Origin of the sequence: Paenibacillus tabacirhizosphaerae (genome assembly GCF_040812395.1) — a bacterium.
GTDB lineage: Bacteria > Bacillota > Bacilli > Paenibacillales > NBRC-103111 > Paenibacillus_E.
Genome location: NZ_JBFNXH010000009.1, coordinates 217,363 through 223,362 on the forward strand (window position 1 = coordinate 217,363; position 6,000 = coordinate 223,362).

The following is a 6,000-nucleotide window of genomic DNA, read 5'->3' on the forward strand; positions in this document are numbered from 1 at the left end:
ATGGATTACCGCTCTTATTTACCAAAAAATCACAAAGGGGCTGTCCCCCTAGGTCAACCCTACAGGAACAGCCCCTTATTTATACTATTTCATCAAAGCCACTTGGAGAAAAAAGCATGTGCTGCAGCGTGGTGTCCCGGAGGCACCGAATGGCCCATAAATGGGTGAACCTCAATAGACTTGTTCGGGGAAATGATGCGGTTATAGGCTGCGAAGATCGTCTCAGGCAAGCAGATTGTATCCTTTAGCCCAACCGTAACATGAACTGGCAGCGTAATTCGGTTAGCCAGATTCATAATGTCAAAATACCCTAGTGTCCCCAGTACCTCGTTAAGATGCTCCGGATAACGCGTCACGAACTCCGCCGCCTCCGTAAGCGAACCGACCGATTGAAGCAGTCCGAGATCCATATGACACATGTTCGGTACATGAGCGCTTACCGCCCGCACACGCGGCTCCATAGCAGAGACAAGCAATGCCAGCCCACCGCCTTGACTCACTCCGAACACGAATATCCTCTCCGGATCAATCTTCGGCAATGTCATTGCACACTGAACAGCACGCATGCCATCGATAGCAATAGCTCGATAATAGGCAGTCTCTGGGTCGCGTATCCCCTGCGTTATCCACCCTTTGGTCATGCCATATTCCTGTGAAAGCCCATTACCGGTCTCACCCCCTTGACCGCGCACATCTATGGCCAATACGGCGTACCCCATGAGCAACCATGCCGCGTGATCTTCAGGCCTGCCCTTGGATCCGGTATAGCCGTGAAATGTCACGATACAAGGAATGGGGCGACGCAGCTGAACGGGAGGCAGCAAATACCAGGCGTGCAGCGCTGTGTTTGCCGCACCCTCTATGACAATTTTGTACGCCTCTACCTGCAATAATGGGGATTCAACCCGTTCTTGTGTGTAACGCACCGACTCCGCAGCTTCCCTACAAGCACGATCCCAGAAATCTGTAAGATCGGCCGGCGGAGATACATCCGGATTATACTGATGCAGAGTACGCAGCCGATTTTCAATGGCATTCATCGTTCCCTATGCCCCCTTGATTCCAATCATCTCAAATTAGAGCAAATCACTCTATATATATCATTTATTATAATCCTGATTGGCTCGCTGCCGATACCTTTTTCCTCCTGCGAAAAAAGCCTTTCCGTCTCCAACGATTACGTTGTGAGAACGAAAAGGCTTGGCAAAGCGATCTATCACTTGCTAACTGTTACAGTTATCTTCTCACTAGAAGTAACACCGCCGGCATTGACCAATTCGCTGCGGTATTCATATACACCGACCGCTCTGCCGGATATTGTTGTCACGGCGCTCTGGGCACTAGGCGTGGCGGCTGTTAGGCTCTTCGTATCGACCAACTGTCCATTCTCATAAAGGCGATATTCTGTAGCGTTCGTTCCCCACCACATATTCGTCGTCACATTGAAGTTGCCGTCGCCATCCCAATTATCTTGGGACAATACCGGCTTGCCTGGCGCAGCATCGGTTACTTGCACGACAAGCGGATCGCTTGTTGTCGTACCGAACACATTGACAAGCTCTGCAGTATAGGTGTAGGTCCCGTTCGCTTTACCTTTCAGGTCAAATTTAGCAACCTGAGCAGCAGGAGATGCATCTGCTAGCGTTTGCGTGCTGATCAGAGTGCCATTCTCATACAATTTGAACACATTGCCATTGTTACCCCACCACATATTCATCGTTACTGTGTAGTTTCCGTCCTTAAGCCCGATCTGCCCATTGTTGCTAGACAATACAGGTTTTCCAGGAGCTCCACTCGACAATGGCTTAACAACCGAAATGCTCACAGCATTGGTTTGGACTGTTATTCCATTCAACGTCACGCTCGCTGTGATTTGTGCAGTGCCTTCGGCGACAGCAGTTACTTTACCTTGTGCATCCACTGTGGCTACCGCATTACTGCTCGAGCTATACACGATAGCGGCCTGACTCAAGTCAGCAGGCGCGCCATTACTTAGAGAACCGCTCACGTGAGTAGCTGTTGTCTCGCTAATTTTCAAAGTTGTTTTTTCTGCGCTTAGAGCTGCTTGATTGAATATTACGCTTGTTGTTACTGCAAATGTGAAGCTTTGCTCCGATTTGTTGCCCGCAGCGTCAAATACGCTATATGCCACAGCGTGCGCGCCTAATCCCAAATCGGATGCATGCAATATTTGTCCACTGCTGATCGCATTCCCATCCAGGGTCAACGTTTGAGCAGCTACTCCGGATACCGCATCCGAGCTTACAAGCTCGAACTTTAGCGTTTCCGCATACGTCACATCCGCCACGCCATGACCCGATTGCGTCAATGTGACGAAAGGCGCTGTTTTATCCAATTTCACTAGCAAGGACTTAGCAGCTTCCGTATTGCCAGCGGCGTCTGATGAGAAGTATTGGATCGTATTCGTTCCTTCTTCCGAAATCACAACCGGCGCTGTGTAAACAGCATTACTTCCGCCATTGGTTGCATATTGCGTTGTGACAGCTCCCGCTTGATCGTCAGTTGCTGACAATGTCACGGTTACATCTTGGTTAAACCAGCCTTCGCTGTTAGGCGTGCCGGATAACGCAGCTGTAGTGACAGGAGACGCCGTATCAGCCTGAGCTGTAAAATCGCTTAAACCCCTTGGTTTCAATTGAAACACATCTTTGAAAATGGCAGCAATCCCCTTAATGGTAACAGTCTGTCCCACTTGATAAGGAAATGTGCTTTGCGTGATGCCAGTGCGTGCATCCACACGAATATGATTGCTTGCAGTACCGTCCACCGCATCGAATTCAAAAGAACCGGTAGGCGTAGCACTAACGATATTCGTAATCGTCACATGGCTAAGCTCAACGAGCTGGCCTTGATTAGCATTCGTTACCGCTGTTATTGGAGTAGGCGCCGGCAGTGCCGAAGTGCCTGTCTTCGTAATCTCCACTGGATCTGTAAGCTCCAGCTCTGAGTTATACAGCGCTGTCGACGCCGTGATTTTCACAGTGTCGCCCTGATGAAACCCACTTAAGCTTTGGAAGACATAAATTCCACCCGTTGCATCCTGCAAATAGAAAGCTTGACCGCCGTAAGTACCCGGCTCAGTCGTCACAACGCCTTCAAGAGTTACAAGCGTTCCAACTGCTTTGCTGCGAGCTTCGGATACGGTGATCTTCGCAGGAATTGGATTTTGCTCTTCCGGTAACGGCTCTGCTGGAACGTTCCCCAGTGTGACGGATTCTGTTTTAAGGTTTGTGCCATTTTGACGCAAACGAAGATTTGCCGCAGCCGATGTCCCCGGCTTAATGCGGACCGTCAAGTCTTTGTAGGCATGACCCCGCGAGTCCGAAGTTAAGCTGAAATTAGCACTATAAGCTTCTGTCGTAGGCCATGTACCGTCGGCGTTCTGTATCTTGGCAATTTGGGCGCCACCGCTGACTAAATAAATGCCTGCTTGATAACCGGATACCGTCGTATTCGCCGGAAGATTATCAATCACAACACGAACCTGAAAATCCTGGGCATTCGGCAATACTGCCTGGTGCACGAAACCGTAGGTGACACTTGCCGTTGCACCCGGACCACCGTAGGAACCCGCTTTGAACGTGCTGCGGTCGTACCATTTGTAACCGGCATTCGGCGCCGCCCATGGTTCGGCTTGCGGTTCAGTAGAAGCTGCAGGGGCTTCGAACGCCAACAATGACGTTGGCTGATCAAGCTGCAACCCGCTTACTTGCGACAAGCTTGTATAGCTTTCTTTTTTGGAAAGCCAGTTCACCATATTCACGAGTAAGACACCGTCGTCTACTTCTTTAAAGCCGTCGTATGTCGTTTTCTTCGCGCCTGTGTCTTCACGCAAATATTTCGGAGTCGCATCTTCAACCGGTGAGGAATCACCGATGAAACCGGCTTTCCCTGCTCCTGCTTTGGCGATGGCTACAAAAGGGCCCTCGGCAACGCCACCCCCATTGTACACGCCTTGATCGACCGCACTCGCCCATGCTTCGCTTGTTTGCGGAAGATACACAATTCCCTTCGCTTTCGTTGGATCAATAATCGCGAGCGTTGATCCTGCATGCATAGCTACGCTCGAAACACCTGCCGTAATGTTCAAGGCTTGATTCGGGGCTACAACATTGTTAGCGTTAATATCACCCAGGGCATTATAACGGAAACGCAGACCGAATTGTGTCGCCAACCAGTCCGAGCTTGCTACATCCTGCATAGCCGAAGAAGCGCTTTCTTCGGCGCTCATCCCTTTAGCCGGATTTTCCCAGGCACCGCGACGATAGCCATTGAACACTTCAGAACCATCCCAACGATTCTTGTTCCGATCCGCATTGTAATGATCTCCGATGAAGAAGATACTGCCTCCACCTTGAACATATTGTTCCAGTGCGGCTTGCTCGCTTGTTTTATATGGAACATTCGACTCCGCTACAACGAACACATCATATCCACTCAAATCACTTAACGTGATTGGCGTTGTTTTGCGAAGTTCTTTTACATAATAGCCATTATTCGCTAATGCATTGGCAAAATCCGAAAATCCGCCATCAATAACCCAGTCAGCCGCTCCAGCTGTCTGCTCATGTGTATTGTCGAAAAGCACCTTCTTGCCAGCATTCTCATTGACTACTTTCGCTTCGATGAATGGAGCCGGGTCACTCGGACCTTCCGCCATAGCAGCCTGCCAACTGCTAGTCACCAAAACTTGTAAAGGCAATGCTACTGTTAAAGCAAGTGCTGACTTCAACAATTTCGCTTTCCATCCTGACATCTTACTCATGAACTTCCTCCTTTTTCATGAAAGACTAGTAGACTATCGCCCCAATTCTATCATGGATTACTAGGAGGAAGTGATATTTTTTTGTAAACATTAGGAAATTTGTAATTAGGAACAACATGTCTTGAAAAAATACAATTTCCGCTCGAAATCACGATAAAAACCGACAATTTCCTCAGACTTTTACTGGGTAATGGGGTAATCGATAACTACAACATTATCTAGGATACCATCCAATAACTTCACGAATTGCTGGTGCACGGGATGAGGGCCGTATTGTCGCAGTGCTTCTTGATCACGGAACGTCACACGCAAACCCAACGTGTAGCCATGCACATTCTCCGTCTCTTCAGTTACGTTCACACCAGCCGTTAGCTCAACTATCCCAGGAATTTGCTCTTTAAAGGTCCTGAGCGTCGCAATTAGCTTCTCTTCCTGCTGCGTTGTGTAGTTCTCATTAAATCTAAAAGATACGATATGCTCAAACATTTAAATTTATCTCCTCTCTATCGAAGCAAGATTTCTTTAAGTATATAAAAAAATAAGCATAATCCCAAAGCCAAATTCGCTTTACTGATCATGCTTATTTTCATCGATCTCTGTATCGGGACGACACGATTTGAACATGCGACCCCCTGCTCCCAAAGCAGGTGCTCTACCAAGCTGAGCTACGTCCCGAGAATACCGGCAAGAGGACTCGAACCTCCACCCTTTCGGACTCGATTTTGAGTCGAGCGCGTCTGCCATTCCGCCATGCCGGCCTATCACGCGCCCTGAGAGATTCGAACTCCCGACCTTTTGATTCGTAGTCAAACACTCTATCCAGCTGAGCTAAGGGCGCTTAAAATATGGAGCGGAAGACGGGATTCGAACCCGCGACCCTCGCCTTGGCAAGGCGATGCTCTACCCCTGAGCCACTTCCGCATGGGGTACTCAAGTGGTGATGATTGAACACCTCTTGAGTTTTGTGATGCGCGTAGAGGGACTTGAACCCCCACGGTCGCCCGCTAGATCCTAAGTCTAGTGCGTCTGCCAATTCCGCCATACGCGCATACTATAATTAAGGCAAATGGTGAGTCATGTAGGATTCGAACCTACGACACCCTGATTAAAAGTCAGGTGCTCTACCAACTGAGCTAATGACTCATAGGAGTACTGGGGATCAAGGATTTGAACCTTGGCATGACGGAGTCAAAGTCCGTTGCCTTACCGCTTGG

Annotated in this window: 3 protein-coding genes and 6 tRNA genes; all 9 read right to left on the minus strand. The window is 49.1% G+C overall.

Features of this window, described 5'->3' with window-relative positions:
* Positions 1–92: 92 nt before the first annotated feature.
* Positions 93–1,040, minus strand: coding sequence for an acetylxylan esterase (locus ABRS97_RS17500; protein ID WP_367816007.1), 948 nt, complete (start codon positions 1,038–1,040; stop codon positions 93–95).
* Between the two features lie 176 nt (positions 1,041–1,216).
* Positions 1,217–4,786 carry an OmpL47-type beta-barrel domain-containing protein gene (locus tag ABRS97_RS17505; protein WP_367816008.1) on the minus strand — a complete coding sequence of 1,190 codons (3,570 nt, stop codon included), beginning with the start codon at positions 4,784–4,786 and terminating at the stop codon, positions 1,217–1,219.
* Between the two features lie 180 nt (positions 4,787–4,966).
* A complete protein-coding gene (locus tag ABRS97_RS17510; protein ID WP_367816010.1) occupies positions 4,967–5,272 on the minus strand; it encodes a Dabb family protein in 306 nt (101 codons plus the stop codon).
* A gap of 115 nt (positions 5,273–5,387) precedes the next feature.
* Positions 5,388–5,461, minus strand: a tRNA-Pro gene (locus ABRS97_RS17515).
* Positions 5,462–5,465: 4 nt separating this feature from the next.
* Positions 5,466–5,544, minus strand: a tRNA-Leu gene (locus tag ABRS97_RS17520).
* 6 nt (positions 5,545–5,550) lie between these two features.
* Positions 5,551–5,624, minus strand: a tRNA-Arg gene (locus tag ABRS97_RS17525).
* An 8-nt stretch (positions 5,625–5,632) separates the two neighbouring features.
* Positions 5,633–5,707, minus strand: a tRNA-Gly gene (locus tag ABRS97_RS17530).
* Between the two features lie 47 nt (positions 5,708–5,754).
* A tRNA-Leu gene (locus ABRS97_RS17535) sits at positions 5,755–5,834 on the minus strand.
* 19 nt (positions 5,835–5,853) lie between these two features.
* Positions 5,854–5,929, minus strand: a tRNA-Lys gene (locus tag ABRS97_RS17540).
* Positions 5,930–6,000: the final 71 nt, after the last annotated feature.

Excerpts from the sequence above, each read along its gene's own strand:
- ABRS97_RS17500 (WP_367816007.1), bottom strand. The coding sequence starts at position 1,040 with ATGAATGCCATTGAAAATCGGCTGCGTACTCTGCATCAGTATAATCCG.
- ABRS97_RS17505 (WP_367816008.1), bottom strand. The coding sequence starts at position 4,786 with ATGAGTAAGATGTCAGGATGGAAAGCGAAATTGTTGAAGTCAGCACTT.
- ABRS97_RS17510 (WP_367816010.1), bottom strand. The coding sequence starts at position 5,272 with ATGTTTGAGCATATCGTATCTTTTAGATTTAATGAGAACTACACAACG.